General features: G+C 59.9%; 22 protein-coding genes. 6 read left to right on the forward strand and 16 right to left on the reverse strand.

The window, feature by feature from the left end; translation table 11 throughout:
- Positions 1–12: 12 nt before the first annotated feature.
- The 3 genes from ACTRWK_RS13140 to ACTRWK_RS13150 all read right to left on the reverse strand — a co-directional run bounded on the left by ACTRWK_RS13140 (position 13) and on the right by ACTRWK_RS13150 (position 1,803).
- Positions 13–858, reverse strand: coding sequence for an NAD(P)H-binding protein (locus ACTRWK_RS13140; RefSeq protein ID WP_037943437.1), 846 nt, complete (start codon positions 856–858; stop codon positions 13–15).
- Positions 859–921: 63 nt separating this feature from the next.
- Positions 922–1,332, reverse strand: a complete 411-nt coding sequence (locus tag ACTRWK_RS13145) for a nuclear transport factor 2 family protein (RefSeq protein ID WP_235183751.1) — start codon at positions 1,330–1,332, stop codon at positions 922–924.
- A 186-nt stretch (positions 1,333–1,518) separates the two neighbouring features.
- Positions 1,519–1,803 (reverse strand): DUF2218 domain-containing protein, encoded by a 285-nt coding sequence (locus ACTRWK_RS13150; RefSeq protein ID WP_037943438.1) that lies wholly within the window; start codon positions 1,801–1,803, stop codon positions 1,519–1,521.
- A gap of 95 nt (positions 1,804–1,898) precedes the next feature.
- Here ACTRWK_RS13150 and ACTRWK_RS13155 point away from each other — a divergent pair, with 95 nt between their 5' ends.
- On the forward strand, positions 1,899–2,783 hold the full coding sequence (locus ACTRWK_RS13155; RefSeq protein ID WP_037943440.1) for a LysR family transcriptional regulator: 885 nt from the start codon (positions 1,899–1,901) through the stop codon (positions 2,781–2,783).
- 165 nt (positions 2,784–2,948) lie between these two features.
- Here the strand turns inward: ACTRWK_RS13155 and ACTRWK_RS13160 are convergent, their stop codons facing one another.
- Positions 2,949–3,818: a LysR substrate-binding domain-containing protein gene (locus ACTRWK_RS13160; protein WP_289081448.1), complete on the reverse strand. Its 870-nt coding sequence runs from the start codon at positions 3,816–3,818 to the stop codon at positions 2,949–2,951.
- Between the two features lie 164 nt (positions 3,819–3,982).
- Here ACTRWK_RS13160 and ACTRWK_RS13165 point away from each other — a divergent pair, with 164 nt between their 5' ends.
- Positions 3,983–5,098 (forward strand): S-(hydroxymethyl)glutathione dehydrogenase/class III alcohol dehydrogenase, encoded by a 1,116-nt coding sequence (locus tag ACTRWK_RS13165; RefSeq protein ID WP_180829262.1) that lies wholly within the window; start codon positions 3,983–3,985, stop codon positions 5,096–5,098.
- A gap of 69 nt (positions 5,099–5,167) precedes the next feature.
- Here the strand turns inward: ACTRWK_RS13165 and tcuB are convergent, their stop codons facing one another.
- The 3 genes from tcuB to ACTRWK_RS13180 are packed head-to-tail and all read right to left on the reverse strand — an operon-like array spanning position 5,168 to position 8,287.
- Positions 5,168–6,235, reverse strand: coding sequence for a tricarballylate utilization 4Fe-4S protein TcuB (gene tcuB / locus ACTRWK_RS13170; protein WP_289081449.1), 1,068 nt, complete (start codon positions 6,233–6,235; stop codon positions 5,168–5,170).
- The gene (gene tcuA / locus ACTRWK_RS13175; RefSeq protein ID WP_289081450.1) at positions 6,225–7,610 is read right to left on the reverse strand and encodes an FAD-dependent tricarballylate dehydrogenase TcuA; all 1,386 of its coding nucleotides are present in this window, start codon (positions 7,608–7,610) and stop codon (positions 6,225–6,227) included. The genes tcuB and tcuA overlap by 11 nt, the downstream gene beginning before the upstream one ends.
- A complete protein-coding gene (locus ACTRWK_RS13180) occupies positions 7,607–8,287 on the reverse strand; it encodes a GntR family transcriptional regulator (protein ID WP_037943456.1) in 681 nt (226 codons plus the stop codon). Before ACTRWK_RS13180 ends, tcuA begins: the two co-directional genes overlap by 4 nt.
- A gap of 89 nt (positions 8,288–8,376) precedes the next feature.
- Here ACTRWK_RS13180 and ACTRWK_RS13185 point away from each other — a divergent pair, with 89 nt between their 5' ends.
- Positions 8,377–9,423: an AbrB family transcriptional regulator gene (locus ACTRWK_RS13185; RefSeq protein WP_037943459.1), complete on the forward strand. Its 1,047-nt coding sequence runs from the start codon at positions 8,377–8,379 to the stop codon at positions 9,421–9,423.
- Here ACTRWK_RS13185 and ACTRWK_RS13190 read toward each other — a convergent pair.
- The 6 genes from ACTRWK_RS13190 to ACTRWK_RS13215 form a co-directional block, all read right to left on the reverse strand.
- Positions 9,398–10,372 (reverse strand): D-2-hydroxyacid dehydrogenase family protein, encoded by a 975-nt coding sequence (locus tag ACTRWK_RS13190; protein ID WP_037943461.1) that lies wholly within the window; start codon positions 10,370–10,372, stop codon positions 9,398–9,400. The genes ACTRWK_RS13185 and ACTRWK_RS13190 overlap by 26 nt on opposite strands.
- 9 nt (positions 10,373–10,381) lie before the next feature.
- Complete coding sequence (locus tag ACTRWK_RS13195) at positions 10,382–10,537, reverse strand: hypothetical protein (protein ID WP_168593143.1); 156 nt, start codon at positions 10,535–10,537, stop codon at positions 10,382–10,384.
- A 10-nt stretch (positions 10,538–10,547) separates the two neighbouring features.
- A complete protein-coding gene (locus tag ACTRWK_RS13200) occupies positions 10,548–11,363 on the reverse strand; it encodes a universal stress protein (RefSeq protein WP_037943465.1) in 816 nt (271 codons plus the stop codon).
- 1 nt (position 11,364) lies between these two features.
- Positions 11,365–12,453 carry a 4-oxalomesaconate tautomerase gene (locus tag ACTRWK_RS13205; protein ID WP_037943466.1) on the reverse strand — a complete coding sequence of 363 codons (1,089 nt, stop codon included), beginning with the start codon at positions 12,451–12,453 and terminating at the stop codon, positions 11,365–11,367.
- 11 nt (positions 12,454–12,464) lie between these two features.
- Positions 12,465–14,495 carry a tripartite tricarboxylate transporter permease gene (locus ACTRWK_RS13210; protein ID WP_462843951.1) on the reverse strand — a complete coding sequence of 677 codons (2,031 nt, stop codon included), beginning with the start codon at positions 14,493–14,495 and terminating at the stop codon, positions 12,465–12,467.
- Between the two features lie 73 nt (positions 14,496–14,568).
- The gene (locus tag ACTRWK_RS13215; RefSeq protein WP_037943468.1) at positions 14,569–15,645 is read right to left on the reverse strand and encodes a type 2 periplasmic-binding domain-containing protein; all 1,077 of its coding nucleotides are present in this window, start codon (positions 15,643–15,645) and stop codon (positions 14,569–14,571) included.
- Between the two features lie 150 nt (positions 15,646–15,795).
- On the opposite strand from ACTRWK_RS13215, the gene ACTRWK_RS13220 reads away from it, so the two are divergent.
- Positions 15,796–16,467, forward strand: coding sequence for a response regulator transcription factor (locus ACTRWK_RS13220; protein WP_005851808.1), 672 nt, complete (start codon positions 15,796–15,798; stop codon positions 16,465–16,467).
- Complete coding sequence (locus tag ACTRWK_RS13225) at positions 16,464–17,834, forward strand: sensor histidine kinase (protein WP_037943471.1); 1,371 nt, start codon at positions 16,464–16,466, stop codon at positions 17,832–17,834. Before ACTRWK_RS13220 ends, ACTRWK_RS13225 begins: the two co-directional genes overlap by 4 nt.
- 493 nt (positions 17,835–18,327) lie before the next feature.
- On the opposite strand, the gene ACTRWK_RS13230 is transcribed toward ACTRWK_RS13225, so the two are convergent.
- Positions 18,328–19,176 carry a DUF4437 domain-containing protein gene (locus ACTRWK_RS13230; protein ID WP_243251320.1) on the reverse strand — a complete coding sequence of 283 codons (849 nt, stop codon included), beginning with the start codon at positions 19,174–19,176 and terminating at the stop codon, positions 18,328–18,330.
- A gap of 114 nt (positions 19,177–19,290) precedes the next feature.
- On the opposite strand from ACTRWK_RS13230, the gene ACTRWK_RS13235 reads away from it, so the two are divergent.
- Entirely contained in the window at positions 19,291–20,193 is a 903-nt protein-coding gene (locus ACTRWK_RS13235) for a LysR family transcriptional regulator (protein ID WP_168593145.1), read from the forward strand.
- A 218-nt stretch (positions 20,194–20,411) separates the two neighbouring features.
- Here ACTRWK_RS13235 and ACTRWK_RS13240 read toward each other — a convergent pair whose 3' ends face one another.
- Both ACTRWK_RS13240 and ACTRWK_RS13245 read right to left on the reverse strand, forming a co-directional pair.
- On the reverse strand, positions 20,412–20,690 hold the full coding sequence (locus ACTRWK_RS13240) for a GNAT family N-acetyltransferase (protein WP_289081452.1): 279 nt from the start codon (positions 20,688–20,690) through the stop codon (positions 20,412–20,414).
- A gap of 30 nt (positions 20,691–20,720) precedes the next feature.
- Positions 20,721–22,331 carry an FAD-dependent oxidoreductase gene (locus ACTRWK_RS13245; protein ID WP_289081453.1) on the reverse strand — a complete coding sequence of 537 codons (1,611 nt, stop codon included), beginning with the start codon at positions 22,329–22,331 and terminating at the stop codon, positions 20,721–20,723.
- Between the last annotated feature and the right edge of the window lie 96 nt (positions 22,332–22,427).

Raw genomic sequence — 22,427 nt, forward strand, 5'->3', positions numbered from 1 at the left:
TATCTGTGGCGATCAGCGTAACAGCGAGGCGAAATAATCTTCCCAGCTTTGATGCGGGCGTCCGGTCGCGGCTTCATAATCGCCGGAGGCGTCAAAGGCGCTGCGGCGGATACCGTCGTAGATGCCGCCGATAATCGGGCCGATAAAATCGCCAAGCTCGGCGGTGCGGTCAGCCACATAGTCTTCGGCCGACATGCTGCGATAGGTAAGCGCGGTGCCATATGCGGCGTTCATGTACTGCGTTAGTTCCGCCTGAGTGATCGGCGTACCGTTCAAATCAAAGGTTTGACCGTTCAGCCCGTCCCGCGTCAGCAAAGCGGCATAGGCATGGGCCAATTCGGAACGGGTCGTGTAGCCGCATTTGCCGTCCCCCGCGCTGTTGGCGATCTCGCCCTTGGCGCGGTAGCTGTCGATATACTCAACGTCAGGCTCGATGTAGATGCCGTTGCGACCGATGGCCCAGTCCAGACCGCTGGCGCGGATGTCGGCCTCGGTCTGACGGTTGCTCTGCACGACGGGTGAGAAGGCGGTCCCAACTTCGGGACCTTGAATGCTGGTGTAAACGATCTTGCGAACGCCGGCGGCCTTGGCCGCCTCGATCACGTTGCGGTGCTGGCCGATGCGGTCTTCGGGCGGGGCCATGCCTGAGACGAGCACAAGGGCATCAACGCCCGCAAGAGATGTTCGAAGCGCGTCCGGCTGGTCATAGTCGCCGGGGCGCACCTCGATCCCTAACGCGGTGGCATTGCCCGGCGTCCGGGCGAGGCCGATGACCAAGGCGTGATCTGTTCGTTCTATGAGTTTGCGGGCGATTTCTTGACCGAGTTGTCCTGAAACGGCGGTGACAGCATAGCGCATCGGGCTCTCCTTTGACTGGGGTCTCGCTGGCAGGGCCTGACGGGCCCTGCCATGTTGCGGATATTAGCCGTGGTAGGCTTGGCTGACGGCAAAGCTGTCTTCGAACCAGTGCCACAGCACCACCTGACCATCGCGGACCTTGGCACGCAGGGCAAAGGTGAAGGGGCCAGTCTCTTTGCCGGATTTCGTGGTGATGCCGCTCATCTTACCAAAGACGGCAACGGTGTCGCCTGCGGCAAAGGCATCTGTGTTGTCCCAAGCGGTTGTCTGAAAATTCTGGCCAAAGACGCCAAGAAAGTCGAAGATTGCCTCCTTGCCGCGTGCCTCACCGATCCACGGCAAGCTTCCGTCGCCCTCGTTGTGCCAGACCATATCGTCGGCCATCAGGGCCCGCATTTTCTCCATATCGCCCGCCCCCATAGCGCCCATGAAGGCCATTACGGTGTCAAAGCTCTCTTGTGTAACTGTGTCCATGTCTTTTGCTCCTGCGTGTTGTCCGAGAATGATGGCCAGAGATGCGCCGAGTGACGTTTTCAGAAGGGTTCTGCGTTTCATGTGTCGCTCCATATCGGGTGCCCCGAAGGAATGGGGCCTTGGTTAAGTTCAAGATTTCGGGTGCCACTCCGCGCGGCACGCGAAAAGCTCGGGCCAGCTCAGCTCTCAGGCGGCGTAGGTCCAAGTGAGCTTGGGGTCTTCGCGGAAGGCAAAACGTTCGAGGTGGCTGGTAATGACCTGCACGACCCTATGGAGTGCGGCCGGGTCATCGGCTGTCGCGCTCAGTGACAACTGGCCCTTTGTTGCGACCAGTTCACATGCCCCGAAAGGCAGTTCGATATGGCCGTTTTGGCGCGTGTGGGTGACGGGCACCTTGTGGCCGAAATGTTTGCAGAGCGTGCCCAGATAACGCTCTGCGCTTTCGGTGTTGAGATGAGTGGTCGCTTTCATGGCGGTGTTCCTCGTGTTGCAAGGAACATCTATTCCCGGCGCATTGATCGGGGTATTCATGGAATCCAGAAGTGATAGTTCCGGCAGGCCGAACAATGATCGATCATCTAAAGCATATGGCCATCTTCGCCCGGGTGGTGGACGAAGGCTCGTTCCGGGCCGCGGCGAAAGCCCTTGGCGTCGCACCGTCGCGGGTGAGTGAAACCGTCTCCGAACTCGAAGATTTCCTTGGCGTGACACTGCTTTACCGCACAACCCGCAAGATCGCGCTGAGCAACGAAGGGCGGATGTTCTACGCCCGGGTGACCGACATGCTGCGAAGCGCCGAAAGCGGATTGAATGACCTCAACGCCCTGTCGTTGGAGCCTGTGGGCGCGCTTAGGGTGTCGATCCCTGCCTTTATGTCGTCATCGACCCTGTCGACGGCGATCGCTGAATTTTCCCGTCTTCATCCGCAAGTCGCCCTGTCGCTGGCTTTTTCGGATCAGAGGATGGACCTTATCAACGATGGTTTTGATGTGAATATCCGCGCGGGCTGGCTCGACGACAGTGCGATGATGTCGCGCAAGCTGGGTGAAAGCGCGCGCGCCTTGGTGGTTGGCAGCGACTATGCCGCAACGCGCCCGGCCCCCGAACATCCTTGCGATCTGGAAGACTGGGACTGGGTGCGCTACCGACATCGCTCAGACTATACTCGTCTCAGCGGCCCCGGCGGGGAAGAGGCGAAAGTTCTGGGCCAAGCCCGGCTGGAAGTGGACAGCGTGGATGCCCTCTACCATTTCGCCTGCAAGAACCTTGGCGCCACGGTTCTGCCCGAGCATCTCGCCGCCCGGGGGGAGGCGGAGGGCAAGCTGAGCCGCCTGTTCCCCGATTGGCGGCTGAAACCGTTGGGAATTTTTGCCGTCTGGCCAGACACCTCGCGCCGCGAGAACCTCACGCTTCTGTTCGTTCGGTTTTTGGCAAAAGAGCTCCATCAATAGGACGGTGCCTATCGGGCCATTTGGCCCCGTATGAAGGGGGCATCTGCCACGTCGCCTTAGATTCCCTCATGGTGCGGCCAAATGAGCCTTTCGCTGAACGAAGCCCCGGTGCAGATGGCTGAACGCCAGGCCGAGAGATACGATCTTTGCCGGATCCTCGCTCCTTCATCGCAACCCTTTCCCAAGGTGATCAAGCAGCAGCCGGACCTTTGGCGAAAGATACCGGTTCTGCGGATAGATCGCCCAGATGCCATCGTCCGGCGCGCGGTAGCTGTCCAGCACGGGTATCAACCGACCGGCCCGCAGCTCCGCCTCGACGTAATAATCCGGCAATTGGATGATCCCGAGGTTCTTCAGCGCCGCATCGACCAGCGATGCGCCGCTGTTGCAGCGAAGATTGCCTTTCACCCGTATGTGGCGGGTGGTTCCTTTTTCCTGAAACCGCCAATAGCCCAAAGTACCTTGCAGACAGTTGTAGCCGTCAAGTTCGGACAGGGTGTGCGGGGTTCCGTGAGCGGAAAGGTATTCGGGTGCCGCGCAGGTGTAATGCCTGCGAGAGGCCAGCCGCTTTGCCATCATGGAGCTGTCTTCCAACTCTCCCAGCCGGATCGCGAGATCGTAGCTTTCCGCTACAAGATCGAGCAGCTGATTGGTCAGCCTGAGGTTGATCTCAAGCTCAGGATAGCGCCGCACGAAGTCATTCACCAAAGGCGCGATGCGGTTCTCGCCATATGTCACCGGGGCTGTAAGGTTCAGCCGTCCCTTGGGGCTTTGATGCAGATCGGTGATCGCGCGCTCGGCTTCGGCCAGCCCATCAAGCACCTGCCGGCAATGGTTGTAATACACCTGACCCGTCTCGGTGATCGTGACCTTGCGCGTGGTGCGGTAGAACAGCTTGGTGTCCAATCGCGCCTCAAGTGCGCCGACTTGGCGGCTGACCTGAGCCGTAGAAATACCCAAGCTGTTGGCAGCAGCTGTAAAGCTTTGTGCTTCAGCGACGGCCACAAACTCTGATACCCCCTCCCAACTCAGCATGATGTTCCTTTCAATCTTAATGGCGGAAGAACTATTGCTAATAGGTAACGGTGTTTTGCAGATATCTCTGATTATCGCCAGTGGGAAACAGTGTAAATGACAGTCCCTACAACGTCACCCGCCAAAATAATCCTAACCGCGAAGTGAGACCCATGACCGATATCATCAAATGCAAAGCGGCCGTCGCCTGGGCCGTTAACGAACCTCTCTCGATCGAGGAAATCGACGTAATGCCGCCTAAGGCTGGCGAAGTGCGCATCAAAATTATCGCCTCGGGCGTTTGCCATACCGATGCTTTCACCTTGTCGGGCGAAGACCCCGAAGGCCTGTTCCCGGTCATTCTGGGCCATGAAGGGGGCGGGATTGTCGAATCCATCGGCGAGGGCGTCACCAGCGTGGCGGTGGGTGACCATGTGATCCCGCTCTACACGCCAGAATGTGGCGAGTGCAAATTCTGCAAATCCGGCAAGACCAACCTCTGCCAGAAGATCCGGGAAACCCAGGGGCGCGGTCTGATGCCCGACGGCACCAGCCGGTTCTACAAGGATGGTCAGCCCATCCTGCACTACATGGGCTGCTCGACCTTCTCGGAATACACAGTGCTGCCCGAGATATCGCTTGCCAAGGTTAACCCCGATGCGCCGCTTGAAGAGGTTTGCCTTCTGGGCTGCGGCGTCACTACCGGCATGGGGGCTGTGATGAACACCGCGAAGGTCGAAGAGGGGTCGACCGTTGCGATCTTCGGTATGGGCGGCATTGGCCTGTCCGCCGTGATCGGCGCGACCATGGCCAAGGTCAGCCGGATCATCGTGATCGATATCAACGAAAGCAAATTCGATCTGGCACGCAAGCTGGGTGCCACCGATTTCATCAACCCCAAAGATCACGACAAACCCATTCAGGACGTGATTGTCGAGATGACCGACGGCGGCGTGGATTATTCGTTCGAGTGTATCGGCAACGTCAATGTTATGCGCTCGGCGTTGGAATGCTGCCACAAAGGCTGGGGCGAATCCGTAGTCATCGGTGTCGCAGGGGCAGGGCAAGAAATCTCGACCCGTCCGTTCCAGTTGGTCACGGGCCGCGTCTGGCGGGGGTCGGCCTTCGGCGGGGTCAAGGGACGCTCCGAGCTACCTGACTATGTCGAGCGCTATATGAACGGCGAGTTCAAGCTGAATGATTTCATCACCCATACCATGGGGCTGGAAGAGATCAACGAGGCCTTCGACCTGATGCATGAAGGAAAAAGCATCCGCTCGGTCATCCACTTCGGCGAATGATCGCCTCCCGGTCGCGCCGTTTGTAGGCGCGGCCGGGGCGATCTGGAAGCGTTGCTGGAAAGCCTAAAGTCAGACCCTTTCGCGCCGCTGTGCATCCCTGACCAGCGCTGCCATTCGGTAGAACCCATGCGCCATCTTGGTGAAAGGCGTGAGCAGGAAAAACGCCAGTACCGCGCCGAGGTGTATGACCAAAAGACCCGGCATCCAGCCAGAACCGCTTGCCGCATAGAGCAGCAGCCCCGATAGTCCGACAAACCCCAGCAATCCGGTAAAGGCTATTTCGCCACCAAAGGCATTAGTCGCGCCGAGTGATTTGTCAGACCGCAGCTTGAGCCAGACCATCTTGCCACAGCCCAACACCAGCAGAACACCGCCGGAAAGGCCGAGGATCTTGGGAGCGGAGAACAGCCCGTAGGGGGCGGGCATATCCAGCAGATAGTGCATCAGGGTTCCTACGCTGGTCGAAGCGAAACACAGCAGAAAGCCATACATAATCGCCTGATGCGCATAGCGGCGGGCATGGGTGAAGCGGTCTTCGTCTTCAAAGTTGCAGCCGTCGCCGTGGCCGCCCTTGAGGTTGCGCATGTTCGCGACAGAGGCGATGGCCCCGCGCAGATGCGACAGGCGAACCCGGGTGCCGCCCACGGTTTGCCAGTAGCGGCGCAGGCCGATGGCAATGCTTATCAACGGAAAAAGAAAGGCGGGCAGGAAGATCGCCACCATCGCATTGTGGGATAGCACGGCGTAGAAGCCTTCGCCTCCTGCGGCGGCCAGCGCACGGGCGGCCCAGAAGAGCAGGGCAAAGCCCAAGACAGTGGCGAGCACGATGGCGAGGCCGTTTTTCTGGAAGGCTTTCCCGGCGGCACGTGGAAAGGCAAACTCTTCCCAACTGTCTTGGCGCACATAGGCCAAGGCTTGGGGCAGGTTCAGGTCAAACTCATGCGGGGCGGTGTATTGGCACGCATAGTAGCAGCCCCGGCAATTGTGACAGAGGTTCGCCAGTTGCGTCAGATCCCCGTCCGAAAAAGCGCGTTCGGCTTGAAGGGCAGGGAAGACCGAGCAGTACCCCTCGCAATAGCGGCAGGCGTTGCAGATTTCGGCCTGACGGCGGGCCTCTTGGAGTAGATCAATTTGCATGGGCTGCGGCCTCCTTGCCTGCGATACGTCCGAATACGGTGCCGATGGTCATGCCAAACCCGGCGAGGTAGCCTTGGCCTAGGATCGACCCGGCCATGGTTTCGCCCGCCGCCCAAAGGTTGCTGACAGGGCGGTCATCGATGGAACATTGCGCGTTTTCATCCACCTTCAGCCCGAGATAGGTAAAAGTGACGCCAGTGCGCAGCGAATAGCCGTAGAACGGCGGCTCGGTGATCGGCCGCGCCCAGTTTGTCTTGGGCGGGGTCAGACCCGTGGTCGCCACGCCATCAAGCTCGGTGGGGTGAAAGCCGCTTTGATCGCCGCAGGCTTCATTGAATTCGGCCACGGTCTGCTCCAGCGCCTCAGCGGGCAGGCCCATCTTATCCGCCAGTTCCGCCAGCGTATCAGCTTTGATCGGCGGGAAGACGGAAGGCATAAACAGGTTCAGCGATTTGGCATCGATGATGACATAGCCGACCTGATCGGGCTGCGCGGCCACCAGACGGCCCCAGATCGCATAGCGTTTCGGCCAAACATCCTCGCCCTCATCATAGAACCGCTGCGCATCCTTGTTGACGACGATGGAGAAGGGCACGCAATCCAGCCGTGTGACGATCCCGCCATCGAATTTCGGTGCCCGCCCGTCGATGGCGACGGCGTGACATTGGGTCGGATCGCCCACCTGTGCGATGCCTTGATCCAGCAGATCCGCCAGAACCACGCCGCGGTTATAGGGCGTGCCGCGGATCAAGAAGTTCTTCGCCGCTGGCCCCCATGCGCGTGCCAGCCAGTCGGTGTCGGCCTGAAATCCGCCAGAGGCCACGACGACGGATTTGGGCGAGAGGCTCTTTGCTGCCCCCTCATGGGTATAGTCCACCCGCGTTACCCGGTCGCCTTCCAGTTCGAGATGGGTCACGGCGGCTTCATAGAGCACCTCCACGCCCAGCCCTTCGGCGGTGCGGTAATAGGCGTTCACGAGGCTCTTGCCGCCGCCGCGAAAGAAGGCGTTGGTGCGGGCAAGGGATAGGGTGCCCGACAGCGAGGGCTGAAACCGCACGCCATGGGCTTCCATCCACGGCAGGCATTCCTCGGAAGAGCGGATGGCGAGGCGTGCGAGATGTTCATCTGTCTTGCCACCCGTCACCTTCATCAGATCGGCGAGGTATTCCTCTTCGGTGTAGCTTTCGACCAATGGGCCCAAGGGGCCATGGTGCATGCAGCGGAAGTTGCGGGTGTGGCGCGAATTGCCGCCCCGGTAGGGTTTTGGCGCGGTCTCAAGAATCAGCACGCGGGCGCCGTTTTCGGCAGCGGTGATCGCGGCACAAAGCGCCGCATTGCCGCCGCCGATCACGACGATATCGTAGGTTTCAGTCACAGCAGGTCTCCGTCATAGGTTTCATCGCGCGTGGGCTGCGCGCGCAGGGCGCGCACCCGAACCCGTTGGGCCGCTTCGATATGCGCGCGCATCGCCGCTTCGGCGAGGGCGGCATCACGGGCCTTGATCGCATCCAGAACGCCAAAATGTTCCTCCACCGCTTTCTCGGCACGGTCAGGATCGGTGAGCGTCGTCGGGCCGAGGATCATCAGCGTCTTTTGCAGTGTATGGATCGACCGGGTGAGAAAACGGTTCTTCGCGGCGTCCAGAAGGGCGGCGTGGAACTGGCGGTTGAGGGTGAAGGCTTCGGGCACATTGCCCAGGGTGGCAAGCTGCTGGTTCATGTCCTGCAACTCTTCGATCTCGATGTCCGAGGCAGCGCGGGCGGCGAGCCGTGCGGCGGTGCCCTCCAGCACGGCGCGCATCTCGTAGAGTTCCATCACCTCGGCGTAGTCCAGCGTGCGGATGCTCGCCCCTTGACGCGGGATATGTGCCACGACGCCGTCTGCCTCTAACTGTCGGATCGCTTCGCGCACGGGGGTGCGGGAGACGCCCAGACGGTCGGCCAGTTCGGTCTCCCGCAGGCGGTCGCCGGGGTTCAGCCGTCCGGCGCGTAACTCATCCATTAGTTGAGCATAGGCAGAGTTGCCCTGCGGTGTGCGGTCTTCTTCGCTCATAAAACGCCCCCAAAGGTGATTATTGCATACATGTGGATACAATAGTATGCAATAATGATCAAGTCCGATAAACTGCAGGAGTGGACCCCATGCGCATTGCCATACCAACCCGAAGCCGGTCGCTTACCCTCATCCTCGCCGGGGCTGGCACTTTGGCCTTCTGGGCGCTTGATCTGCCGCTACCATTCCTTTTCGGCCCTATGGCCGCCTGTCTTATCGCGGCATTGTCGAACGTGCCGATTAAAGGCTTCGGTCAGGTCTCGGTGGCGGCGCGCACGATCCTTGGGGTGGCGGTTGGGGCTTCGATCACGCCTGATCTTTTTTACCAACTTCCACAAATGGCGATGTCGGTGGCGCTGGTCCCGGTCTTTATCGCGTTGATCGGGATTATCGGGGTCCCGTTCTTTCGGCATGTTTGGGGGTTCGATGGGCCGACAGCCTATTACGCCGCGATGCCGGGTGGCCTGCAGGACATGGTGATTTTTGGCACCGAAGCGGGGGGCGATCCGCGGGCGCTGTCGTTGATCCATGCCACGCGGGTGCTGATTATTGTCACCCTCGCGCCTGCCTTCCTGACGCTGGTTTACGGAGCAAGGCTGACCAATCCCATCGGCGCGCCGGTGACGGAACTGCCGGTGGGCGAGATGGCCCTGATGGCCGCCGCCGCCCTGATCGGCTGGAAGGGGGGAGAGCGGATCGGCCTTTTTGGCGCGTCGATCCTCGGCCCCATGATCGTCACCGCTGTCTTGTCACTTTCCGGCCTGATCCACAGCCGCCCGCCCGCCGAAGCCATCCTGGCCGCGCAGTTCTTTATCGGCTGCGGGATCGGCGTGCATTTTCTGGGCGTGACATGGGGCGAGCTGACGCGGGTGGTGCTGGCGGGCATCGCCTATGTGCTGGTGCTCGCCGTCTTGGCCGCAGGTTTCACCGGGCTTGTCACTTGGGCCGGGTTGGGCAACCCGGTCGAGGCATTCCTTGCCTTCGCGCCGGGCGGGCAGGCCGAGATGACGGTGCTGGCCATCGTGACCGGTGCGGATTTGGGCTTTGTCATCACCCACCATCTGACCCGCATCGTGCTGGTGATCGTCGGCGCGCCGCTGGTCGCGGGGTTTATGGCGCGTAGACGGAAGGATTGATCATATGGATCGGAGCGCCTGCCGCATAGGCGTTCACCTGTTCGAAGATATCCGCGAATTGCTTGTCGAATTCGTCTTCGGTGACAAAGCCGATATGCGGGGTGGCGATCATCTTGGGGTGGGACAGCAGCGGGTCGCTGGGGTCGGTCAGCGGCTCGGCATCAAAGACATCCACCGCCGCCGCGCCAAGATGCCCGGCGTTAAGCGCTTGCAGCAGCGCGCCTTCGGCAATCAGCCCGGCGCGCGAGGTGTTCACTAATACCGAACGCGGCGGCATCGCACCGAGGTCGTCGGCGGTGACACTGCCGCGCGTCTCAGATGTAAGCCGCAGATGCAGCGAAACCACGTCACATGTGCCGAAAAAGGCCGCGCGGCTCTCGGGCACGGTCTCGCCATCGGCTTCCGCCCGCGCGCGCCCGGCTTCGGAACTCCACCAGACAACTTCCATGCCAAAGGCGCGGGCATAATCGGCCACAACACGCCCGATGCGCCCATAGCCATAAAGCCCCAGCCGCCGCCCGCGCAGGCTGCGCCCGACGCCCATCTGCCAGTTGCCCGCCTTGGCGCTTGCCATCTGCTGCGGCAGTTGCCGCATGGCTGCAAGGATCAGCGCAAAGGTCAGTTCCGCCGCCGCATGGTTGGCCCCATCCGCACCTTTGTTGGAACACAGCAGTACTCCCTGGTCGGTGCAGGCCGCGACGTCCACATGCGGATAAGCGCCACGCTGCGAGATCAGGCGCAGGTTCGGCAGGCGCTCCAGCAGCCCGCGCGTCACCTTGGTCCGCTCGCGAAAGAGCACGACGCAGTCGGCATCCCGCAAACGGTCGGCCAAGATCGCCTCGTCAGGCTGATGGTCCGTCCAGACGGTGACATCATGCCCCGCCAGCAGGTCAAAGCAAGGCAACCCGCGGAGGGTGTTGAACCAGTCGTCGAGGATATGAACCTTCATCCCTGCACCCTATGCTGAAAGCGCGTTGATCGCTTTGCTGACCCGTTCGTGCAGGATCAGCAGATCAGAGTCGCGGTCTTTTTGCGTGTTGAGGCTGGCGATCAGCTCGGCACGCAGTTTTTCCAGATCACGGCGGGCGGTTTTGATTTTCTCGTAGTTGGTCATCATTTGCTTCTCAATGGGACAAAAGAACGGGGATTTTGATCTTTTCCAGCACCTCGGCGGTCACGCCGCCAAGGAAATCTTCGCGAAACTTGGAGTGTTCATAGGCACCCAGCACCAGTAGTGAGGGATCGTGCCGCTCGCAATAGGACAGCAGAGTCTGTGACACCGGATGGGTTGTCGGAAAGTCTTCATGCACCGCTTCGACGCCGTGGCGGTCGAGGTGGGTCATCAGATCGGTGATCGGCCAGGATGTGCGTTTGCCGACCGTCAGCACGCTGACCCGGCCATCGGCCTCAAGCAGGCGCAAGCTGTCCGACAGCGCCCGCGCGGCGGCGCGACCACCGTCCCATGCCAGCGCCGCGTGGCTGTGCTGCGCGCCTGCGTCATAGCCCGCGGGCACCACGATCACCGGACGCCCGGACTGCAAGGCGATGCGATCAGGATGGTGGGTCACATGGGCGTCGTCGCTCTCGGTCCGGGCACCGACGATCAGCATGTCATAGTACCGCGCGCCTTCGGAAAGCAGCATGTCGACGCGGCCGGTCTCTTCGCGGAAATCCAGCGCGTCGCCCAGACCGAGGGCGGGGCGGAGTTCTTCGAACCGGCGGATGACCTCGGCCAAGATTTCGCTGTTGGCAGCCTCCAACAGGGCGCGAGCCTCTTCAGGGATCCAACGGGAACGACGGTCGATCACCTCATGCGCGGTATGCGCAAGGATCGCCGTGACATGCGCGCCGCGCTGTTTGGCGAGGGAAGCGGCATAGCGCAGCGCGGCGACGGAGGCGTCGGAGCCGTTGAAGGCGACAAGCAGGTTCATCACGGGCATGTCAGCGACCCTCCCAAATGCGCGAGGGGACAAAGACACAGCCATCCGCCAGCTTGCGGGCTGTTCGCAGCAGCCCGGCGGAGTTCAGCGCGAAGCCGTCCGACGTGTCGTAATCCACCAGCACGTCGATCGTACCAGAGGCATGTTCAAGCACCACATCAGCGGGGCTTTGAATGGGGCGTTCCAACAGGCCATCGGCCACACTGCCGGGCGTGAGCGCGCAGGAAGCAAGACATTGCGCCCCGGTCACCGCCATGGAGGGGTGCGTGTTCCACGGCATGAAATAGCGCGTCGCGATGGTGCCGCCCTCGCGGGCGGGGGCCAGCAGGCCGAACTTCGGCGTAACGGATTTTGCCACATCCCCCATGCCCATGGCGGCCCCGGCCTGAAGGCGGATGGCTTCCATACGGGCAAAGAAATCCTTGTTCGCGTCAAGCTCGGCGACGCTCTCATACCCCGTCAGGCCAAAGTCCGCCGCGCGGGCGATGACCATCGGCATGGCGACATCCATGCAGGTGACTTCGATCCCGTCAAAGGTATCGCGGATACTACCCGTGGGCAAAAACGCCCCGGTCGAAGAGCCGACGACGCCCATGAAGTTCAACGCCACGGCTGCACCGGCACCGGGCACGCCCGCGATCTCGGTGTCGCCGTCATAGGTGAGCACACCGCCGGGGGTCAGCACTTTGGAGAGCACCTTGGCCCCAGTGTTGACGGCGTGGATCTTCACATCCGTTACATCGCCGGTGGGCTGGACGAGGCCCAATTCCACCGCCGCAGGGCCAACACCCGACAGGATGTTTCCGCAGGTCGGTTTGAAGTCGACCAGCCGATCCTCGACCGAGACTTGGGCGAAGAAATAGTCCACATCGGCCCAAGCGTCGTCTGAAGGCGATAGCATCGCGACCTTGGTCGTGACCGCCGCGCCGCCACCGATGCCGTCGATGTTGAGCGGATGGCCGGAGCCCACCACAGCGAGCAGCACCTCGGCCAGAGTTTCGCGGTCTTCCGGCAGATCCGCGCGGTTGAAGTATGGCCCCCGCGAGGTGCCGCCGCGCATGAAGAGATAGGGGATAGCAGTCTGTGTCATCTCTAAACTCCTCAGTTCAGCGGCCAGGGCAGATCGACTGCGCTTTGCAGTAGACCGGGCGGGAAATCACGGTTGAGTGCCCCGGCCATGACGCACATCAGCGCGATGCCGCAGGCCGTCAGGATCAGGGTTTTCGGCCAATGCGCCTGTGCGCGGACCCGCAGGAAGCTGATCAAAAAGCCCAAGAGCGCGAGGATGAAGCCGACGAAGTATGTGGCGACGATCAACCCCACGAACCACGCCAGCGTGCTCCAGAGGCCATAGGGCGCATCAGCGTCCTCGCCCGAGACTTCCTTGTCGGCAAAGATCGCATCGCTTTCGGGGCGCAGGATCATCTGCACCAGCAAGATCAGCAGCGCAGCCAGGGCGATACCCCCCACAACCAGCGGCACGATCTTGTCGGTCATGTTGTAGTCAGGGATTAGCGAGGCATTGATCAGCGCGGCCACGACGTAGCCCATGATGATCAGCAAAAAGACCAGCGGCGCGCGTTTGGAGCCGGACTGCACATCGCCTTCGGCCATGATCGACTTGGCCTGACGCAGACCCAGCACGACAGAGACCACGGTGACGATCAGCAGCACGATGACGATGGGTGAGAAGACATAGTCCATCCCATCCTCAAAGGATTTGCGGAACCGGAACGATGCGATCTGAAACGCTTGGTTCGAGAATTTCTCGACCGGGTTGGACAGCACGAAACCGATGAGGAAAGCCGGGCGCGACCAGTCAAAGCGGCGCAGGAAGATACCGATCAGGCCGATCACGAAAAGCGCGAGGATGTCTTCGAAGTTCTGTCCCGACTGGAACGCCGCGAAGGAGATCAGCATGAAGAGGAAAGGCGCGAGGTAAGTGAAGCGGATCGTGGTCAGCTTGGCGATTCCGCCCGAAGCCGCGATGCACAGCAGCGTGCCGACGACATTGGCCAGCGCCAGCAGCCAGACAATCGAATAGGTGATGTCGAGGTTGTCGCGCAGCATCGAGGGGCCGACTTCGATCTCGCCGGACCCCAGCAGGGCGATGGCCCCGATGAAGATCGCCATGGAGCCAGAACCGGGGATGCCGAACAGCAGGGTAGGGACCAAGCCGCCGCCCTCTTTCGCGTTGTTCGAGCTTTCCGGCCCGATCACGCCGCGCACTTCGCCTTTGCCGAAGTTCGATTTGTCCTTCGTCGTTTGAACCGCGTGGCCATAAGCGATCCAGTCAACGACTGACCCACCAAGGCCGGGGATGACGCCGACCACCACGCCGATCAGTGAGCAGCGCACCGACAGCCATTTGTTGGCAACCCAGTCGCGCACGCCGTCGCCCCAGCCCGCGCCGAGTTTGGCTTTTTTTGAAATCGCCCGGTCTTGGCGCAGGAGCGATACGATCTCGGGCACGGCAAAGATGCCAAGGCCCACGATCACCAGTTTCAGGCCGTCTGTTAGATAGGGGATGTCATAGGTCGCCATCCGCAGGGAGCCGCCCGCATCAGCCTCGCCGATGGTGCCGATGAGCAGGCCGAGACCCGCGGCCGCCAGACCTTTGAGCGCCACGCGCCCGGCCAACACCGCGACCATCGACAGGCCGAGGATCGAGATCATCAGCATCTCGGGCAGGCCGAACGACAGGACGATGGGCCGCGCAACAACGATGAACAACGTCAGGAAAGCCGCGCCGACCAGACCGCCGAAGAGCGATGAGGTGAAAGCCGCCGAAAGCGCCCGCGCGGCTTGGCCTTTCTTGGCCATCGGAAAGCCATCGAGCACCGTGGCTTGGCTGGCCGAAGACCCCGGAATGCCCATGAGGACGGAAGCGAAAGTGTCTGAGGTCGGCACGACCGCGACCATGCCGATCATCAGCGCCAGACCCAGCACCGGGTCCATGCCGAACATGAAGGGCAAGAGCAGCGACAGCCCCGCGATCCCACCGAGGCCGGGAAAGACGCCGACAGCCAGGCCCATGACGACGCCCAACACCAGATATCCCAGTACTACAGGTTGCAAAATTAGAGCCCATGCCTGGCCAAGCGCAGGCAGAGCGGTTGCGAACAGATCCATCGCACCGACCTCGAAATGTTAGATTAAAGGGAGGGGTGGCCCCGGGGCGCGCCCGGGGCCTTGGGGGTTTCGCTTACTTCAGCGAAACGCCATAGGCTTCTTGCAGCCAGTTGGTGACGAAGGCCTTCGCCTCTGCAGAGACGGTCGTGCCGCGCTGCGTCGCCTTTGCCGCGCCTTCACCTACGAAGACGGGGTATTTCCCGACGCGCTTCTCGGCGATTTGAGCGAAATCTTCGCGGTTGCGCACCGCGTCGAAGGCTGCCGTGTAGGTTTCGATCACGTCATCGGGCGTCCCTGCGGGCAGGAAGGCGATCTTTTGCACCGGAAAACCTGCGATGAAGAAGGCTTTCCACGCGTCCCAAGCCTCGCCCTCGGTCGCGCAGCCCTCGGTGGCTTCACAGACTTCCTTGAAGGTCAGGATGTCGGGGAAGGTGGGGTCACGAACGATGTTGCCATCGTCGTCCAGCGCGCCCCATGTCATCATCGGCACGGCTTGACCCTTTTCGACCAGATCGGCAGAGGCCCCGAGGTAGCTTGACGAGGTCTGGTAATCGATCGTGGCCTCGCCGCGCTCAAACATCAGACGGCCATCGCCACGGCCCTTGATGCCAAAAACCGGCTCTACATTCATGCCCAGCATTTCCCATGCCAGCAGCGGCACGAGGTCAAGGCGCGTGGCCCCTTGCGAGCCGTAGATGAAGTTGATGTCTTTAAGGTTATTGGCGGTGCCATCGAATTTCTCACCGTCCGCGGGGTTCAGATAGGCGACCCCGCCGGTGCCCGATGCCATGACAGGCTTCCAGTCGCTGTACTCATACCGCACGCGCGGATCGTCCAGCAGATAGGGGAACTGGGTCGAGCCGGAGGTGCCGAAAAGAACCGTGCCCTCGTCATGTTCTTGCTCTTGGAACCAGTTGGCACCTTTGGTTGAACCCGCGCCCGGCATGAATTTGACCACGACGGTGGGGTTGCCCGGAAGTTCCTCGGACAAGAGCGGGGCAAAGAAGTTGGCCCATTTGGCCGAGCCGCCGGTTTCCGAGAAGGGGATGACCCACTCGATGGTTTTCCCTGCAAAGTCGACTTCGGCCAGCGCCGGGGCGGCAAGGCAAGCAGCAGATACAGCGGTTGCGGCGAAATACTTGATAGTCATTGGTGTCCTCCCGTAGACATTCTGTATCGGTCAGACTTTCACGCCTGCCGTAATTCGTATTTGTTTCAGGGAACGAATCCCTCCTCCAACACGGGCACACTGCCTTTCCAACCTTGCGCGAAACTTGCGCATCAGGATTAAGTTTTAATCATGCGCATTGCAGTCATCGAAGACAATGAGGCTCTGGCACAGGGAATTGCCCATCGCTTGCGCGATCGGGGCCATGCGGTGGACCTGCTGCATGACGGGGAAGATGCTGACATTTTCTTGCGACATGAGGGGGCTGACCTGATCGTGCTGGACTGTAACTTGCCCGGTTGTGACGGGCTGGAAGTTCTGAGCCGTCTGCGCCGCCGTGGCGATGGCACGCCAGTGATCCTGCTGACCGCGCGGGCGGAGACTTCAGAGCGAGTAGCAGGGCTGGATGCCGGAGCCGATGATTACCTGACCAAACCCTTCGAGATGGATGAGCTCGAGGCCCGGCTGCGTGCCATGGCGCGGCGCAAAAACCTTGAGTTCGCCGCCCGCGACGCGATTGGCCCCTTGGTCTTTGACCGCACGAACCGGCAGCTGCTGGAGGGGGAGCAGCCACTGGCTTTTCCTCGTAAAGAACTGGCGACGCTTGAATGCCTTCTCGAAAGGCGCGGGCGGATCGTCTCGAAATCCCAACTGATCACCCACGTCTATGGCACCGGGGCCGCGCAGGAAGACAGCGCCATCGAGCCGCATGTGTCCCGTCTTCGCAAACGGTTAGAGCCCTTCGGCATCCGCATCAAAGCCGCCCGTGGGCTGGGCTATATGTTGGAGGTCGACAGCGCATGACCTCGATGTCGCTGCGCTCTCGGCTGTTCATGCTGATCCTGCCGCCGCTGCTGCTGCTTTCGATCGTTCTGGGGTTTTGGCGCTTTGAAGTGGCGCAGCGCACCTCTGAAACCCTGTTCGACCGGAGCCTGCTGGCCGCGGCCTTGGCAATCTCTCGCGATGTGGCAATCTCAGGCGGGGATGCGCTTTCTCCCAGCACGCGGGATTTCGTCTCGGATGCCGGGGGCGGTGAGCTTTTTTACCATGTCACGGGCCCAGGTGGCATCTACATCACCGGCTATGCCTATCCCCCCGTCTCTGGCGGTCGGGCGGGCGAGGATCGGCTGAACTACACGATGGCGGAATATCGGGGCGAGCCTGTGCGGGTTTTGCGGATGGCGGAGAGCACGACCATCGGCAACCTCACGGGCGATACGATCGTCACCGTCTGGCAAAGGGACAGTGATCGCAATGCTTTCGCCGCCGCCTTGGCGCGCCGCGCGGCGGCGTTGATCGCCAGCCTGATGGCAGCACTTGCTTTGGTGGTTTGGTTCGGGGTGAAGATCGGCCTGCGCCCCTTGAACGATTTACAAGATGCGATCCAACACCGATCTCCCGATGACCTGCGCGATATCCGCCGCCCGGTCCCGGCAGAAGTCTTTGGTATTGTCGCTACATTGAACCGGCTTTTCGGGCAGGTGCGCCAGAGCATTGAGGACCATCAGGTCTTTATCTCCAACGCCGCGCATCAGCTGCGCAACCCCGCCTCCGCACTGTTGTCATTGGCCGAGGTTTTGCCAGATGTCAGCGACCCGCAAGAGCGTCGCCTGCGCGAACGTGAATTGATCGCCGCCGCACGTAAATCGGCGCGGCTCGCCAATCAGTTGTTGTCTCTCGAACGGTTGCGCTACGACGAGGCACCAACATTCGATAGACTGGAACTTAACGCTGTCGCTGCCGAAGTCTGCAGTGACTTTGCCCCGACGGTCCTGTCGCGGGACATAGGCTTTGGCTTCGAGCCATATCCTGCCCCTTTGCCCGTGAATGGTGATAGCGTGCTGCTGGGTGAGGCCATCACCAATCTACTTGAAAACGCGCTGTCCCATGGGGGGCCAGGCCTCTCAGCGATCCGCGTGAGCACCGTGGCCGAGGCGGGGTATGCGGTGCTGACCGTACAAGATGACGGCATCGGCATCCCCAAAGACAGCACGCAGGCCGCGTTTCAACGGTTCGGTCAATTGAGCGAAGGGGAGGGCAGCGGGCTTGGGCTTGCCATCGTTCAGGATGTCCTGCGCCGTCACGGTGGTGACGTCGAGCTGTTGCCGCAGGAGCGGGGGTTGGTCGTGCGATTGAAAGTTCCGTTGGTGTCGCCGGTCGCAAAGCCCTGACACAAACCGCGCGCTGCTCGTTACTCTAATTCGTGTACCCAGTTACATAGGTAAATGCATCGATCCTGTCGACCGCGTCGTGGTTTGGTGCAGACTTACCGTTCTAAATCAAATTCGCTTGCTTGCAGGTATTTAGCTTTATGCAATTCGGTTTCTTGGTCTGCAAGCGGCGCATAGGGAGCGGCAAGGCGACAGAGTTCCGATGGTGCGACAAAGCACGAATGGTCGTTTTGGGCGGAAAGCGGTCGTTCGCTGCAGGTGCGAAGCATGGGGAAGGCAATGGTGAAAGCGGGCGTATCACGAGCGGCTAAGACTTCATTGTCTTTCTAAAAAGCTGGCCTGCCCAAAGTCGACAGATCCACGTTCCGGTTTGTTCGATTTCAGAAAAGCAGGCGGATGCACGATACAGGGGCTTGCTATTTTCTTTGCCAGTGGACCGCGATCGCTTGAAGGTGGGACTAGAGCCATCTTTCAAACGACCGCGGCACTGCGATTACTTCCCGGTGAAAGTGTATTTGCCTTCTGCCCGCACATACAGCATGCAATCATCTTCGATCTGGCAAGACAGATCATATGATCCGCCTGTTTCGGAGCCAAAATAGCTGCCGGGAACTAGATCGCTTTCTGTGGAGCCTTCCGGGACGGTTAGGTCCGTTTTGCCGGAGATTGTGACAGCGCGGAGCAATCCAGCATTGCTTTCGAGCGTGCCGGAAGTTCCTGCCGGAATTTTCAGGAATGTTGCATTGTTTGCGCTGGTCTCTCCCCAAAGGTAGGCGAGCTGTGGGGCGGCCGTGTTGTCCTTGGCGGCAGGCTGATCGATCCATGTCACATCATCCGTGCTTAGCCAGACAACGTTGCTTGAATCCAAATTCACTGGAAGTTCGTGGTTGTCAAAAGCCTCTTCGGTCGGCCGGACCAGATATGGCCCTTCGAGGATCTCCAAAAAGATCGTTGCGCCGCCCTCTGCCGCCGCAGATGTGATGTGAGGCTCACCCGCCGGCTGTGACCAAAAAGAGCCCGGCCCCATCCACATGTTTGCGGCATCGGGATCATCATTGTGGACTGCACCTTCGATAACGATGCCCCGATAGGTAATGTTGTGAATATGGGGCGGCGAAGAAAAGTTCTCTCCGAATTTGATAATGGCACCGGTGGGCACGTCTTTGGCTATATCCCCCCAGAGCACGCCGGCCTGAGGTGCTGCGTCTCCGCGTGCAGGGTTGAGCGGCTGATAAGTAACATCCGAAAATTTCACGATCTCGGTGGCTTCTTGTGCAAAGGATTGCTGAGAACTTAGCGACAGGGCTATTGCGGCTATGGGCAGAACGGAGTGTTTCATCATGTCATATACTTTCGTGGTTAAAGCGTCTTGGCTCGTTGCCGGGAGTGAGATACTATGAACCCAACGAATGATAATGGCTTCAAAAAATAATATACTATTTGGCTGTGGCAAATAATGATTAACGATCTGAAATTGCTGGAATTGTTCGTTCGGGCAGCGCGGTTGGGAGCTATCGGTAAGGCCGGTGCAGAGTTTGGTTTGTCGCCGACGAGCGCGACGCAACGCATTCAGGCACTCGAATCCGAAGTGGGCGCGCAGCTTTTGCACCGGACAACTCGAAGTGTCAGTGTGACGCTTGAAGGGGAGCGCTTGCTGAAACATGCAGAGCGGATTTTCGAGACGGTGCAGGACGCCATGCTTGACGTAAGTGGCGAAAATCAAGTCCTGCGCGGCACTCTAAGATTGGCTGGCCCTGCCTCATTCGGGCGGAAGTACATTGCGCCATTTGTGACGGAATTCTTGTCGATGCATCCGGGTTTGACCGTGCAACTCCACCTTAGTGATACGGTTTTTGACATCGTGGATAACGGGTTCGATTGTGCTATCCGGTTGGGTGCTCTGGAAAGTTCGAGCCTCAAGGCGCAAAAGCTTAGTTCATGTCCACGTATTCTGGTTGCTGCGCCAGACTACCTAAAAGCAATGGGCACGCCACAAACGCCACAGGACCTGGTTCATTTTGACTGCGTAATTCGCGATGCATTGCAGAACTGGAAGTTCAAAGGGCCTCATGGGGAGGAAGATGCCGTCAAAGTTGCGGGCCGTTTTGTGACCAATCTTGCAGAGGGTGTTACCGAAGCTGCCATTTCCGGCTTTGGCATCGCGCGCAAATGTACATGGGAAGTTGCCGAGCATCTTGAAAGTGGTGAACTGGTAACTGTCCTAGACAGATATATCGTAGCGCCGGAGTGGAACATTCACTTCATGCGCCCGCCCGGCGGGATCGAGCCGCTTAGGGTCCGGCAATTCAGATCGTTTATCAAACAAAAGATGGCGCAGGTGCCGACTTTGGGGCAGTGAAGTGGTTTTTACAATGACCGATAACTTGCGCCCCACGACCGAACGGCTCCGTTTTGGATTATGGTGCCCGATATACACAGCAGGGCATATATGGCCGGATTGGATTGGACTGGGCGTGAGATTGACCTCAAGGCGTTCGCCAACAACCGTCTCATTTTTTCACAAAATGAGACACTTACATTTGTGAAAATGTTCGTGTTTCGCTACGGTCTATAAACTTAATTCAGCACGTCAGCCCATTCGGGATGTTTCCGAAATTGTGAGGCGGCGAAGGGGCACAGCGGCACGATCTTTTTGCTTTGCTTTCGCATGTCAGCGACAATTTGTTCAATAAGCATCTGCCCGTACCCGCGACCCCGCAAGGCGTCGTCGACTTCGGTGTGGTCGATGATGACGATCTTATCTCCAGCTTTGGAGAAGGTCGACACGGCCTCGCCACCCTCGGTTCGGAGGACATAGCGTCCCCCTGTTTCTCCGTCTTCAAAATCTACCTGCATGAGGATCTCCGTCAAATTTTCAACTGAGGTTCAGCTATTCAAATGGTTCCAGACCTCGCTCATGACGACCGAGCCTTCGCCCACCGATGACGCCACTCGCTTGACCGAGCCGGACCGCACGTCGCCAACTGCAAAAATGCCGTGGGTCGATGTTTCAAACGGCGATCGGCCACCGTTTTCGGTGCCTGTCAGAACGAAGCCCTTATCATCCAACGCGGCGTGCCCAGCCAACCACTCTGTATTGGGTGCCGCCCCCGCCATGATAAAAACTGTGCGGCTGTCATAGCGATGGTGCGTGCTGTCGGCTTTGTTTTTCACTGTCACTGCGGATAGCTTGCTATCGCCATGCAGATCAGAAATTTCTGCTTGGTAATGGATTGTTATCTGCGGATCGGCCTCAAGACGCGACGACAGATAGTCCGACATAGAGGCGGCAAGGCTGCCGGAGCGCACCAGAAGATGCACATGCGCAGCTGTGCGGCTGAGGAACATGGCCGCTTGCCCCGCGGAATTGCCGCCGCCTACAACGATGGCTTCCGAGTTTCGGCAAAACCGAGCTTCCATTTCTGTGGCGGCATAATAAACGCCGACGCCCTCGAATTCTTCCAGTCGCGGGATCGGCAGCTTTCGATACTGAACACCCGTAGCCACCACAATCGACCGTGCGCAGAGTTCGCGTCCGTTTGAACAGGTCGCGTAAAAGCGGTCGTCGCGACAGGCCAGCGCCTCGATCCGCAATGGCATGGCAAATCGGGTGCCGAATTTCATCGCTTGGACTTCGCCGCGCCATACAAGGTCTCCACCTGAAATCCCCGTTGGAAATCCCATGTAGTTCTCGATCCGGCTGGAGGTGCCTGCCTGCCCACCGATGGCGATATCTTCTGCGACGACGGCAGATAGCCCCTCGGCACCGGCATAAACCCCTGCGGCTACGCCCGCAGGCCCGCCCCCGACAATCAGGACATCGACCACTTCGCCGTTCGGGATCACCAGCTCAAGCCCCAATGTCCGAGCGAGCTTTTCCGGCGTCGGATCGTAAATCACCTCACCGCCAAAAATCACCGCAGGGCCACAACCTTGTAGATCACAGCTTGTGCGTTCCGCGTCGGCCTCGGTGCTTTCAAGATCAATCAGTTGCGCCGCGATCCGGTTGCGCTGTGCAAAGACGGCGATCTTCTGAATATCTTTATCAACATCCGCGCCGATCAACTTGAGCTCGGTTTGTCCATGTTCGATGTTTCCGCGGCGTCTGGCGGCAAAAACAGTCAAAATTATATCGCTCATCTCGGGGATGCGGGACATCAGTTTAATCAGGTCTGCGTTTTGGACCGCGATCACTGTCGAGGTTTCACACGCCCTCATTTGGATCATCGACACCGCACCGGACAGCGTCCCGATTTCACCGGTAAATTGGGATCGCCCCATCGTGGCCGCGATTGTCCGCTCCTGCGTAATCGGATGCACAACCTCTATCTCGCCGCTTTCAATATAAAGCAATTCCTCCAGCGGATCACCGGGTCGAATGATCGTGTCGCCTGCGCCATACGTCCGTATCGTTCCAACCTGTCGCAGCGCTTCGACATGGTCCGCATGCAAGGGCGTCCGCTGCATCTGACTAAGATCGTTGGCAAAGCTTTCCATGCTTAGCATCCCTTTTAGCTATTTGTTGGTTGCTCTCGGCGCGTCGGACCCCCGTTGATGAGAATAAACGCATGATGCACAGGCGCTCAATGGACC

This window comes from Sulfitobacter sp. G5_S2_6_S6 (genome assembly GCF_054968505.1).